Origin of the sequence: Sutterella seckii (assembly GCF_009183815.1) — a bacterium.
Taxonomy (GTDB): Bacteria; Pseudomonadota; Gammaproteobacteria; order Burkholderiales; family Burkholderiaceae_F; genus Sutterella; species Sutterella seckii.
Genome location: NZ_WEHX01000301.1, coordinates 1 through 209, shown reverse-complemented (window position 1 = coordinate 209; position 209 = coordinate 1). Strand labels below are relative to the sequence as shown.

Annotated in this window: 1 rRNA gene; it reads right to left on the bottom strand. The window is 53.6% G+C overall.

Annotated elements, in window-relative coordinates:
• A 16S ribosomal RNA gene (locus tag GBM95_RS12235) occupies window positions 1–209 on the bottom strand; the annotation flags it as partial.

The following is a 209-nucleotide window of genomic DNA, read 5'->3' as shown; positions in this document are numbered from 1 at the left end:
CGCCCAGTAATTCCGATTAACGCTTGCACCCTACGTATTACCGCGGCTGCTGGCACGTAGTTAGCCGGTGCTTATTCTTCAGGTACCGTCAGCAGAACGCGGTGTTATCGCGTCCCTTTTCGTCCCTGACAAAAGCAGTTTACAATCCGAAGACCTTCATCCTGCACGCGGCATGGCTGGATCAGGGTTGCCCCCATTGTCCAAAATTC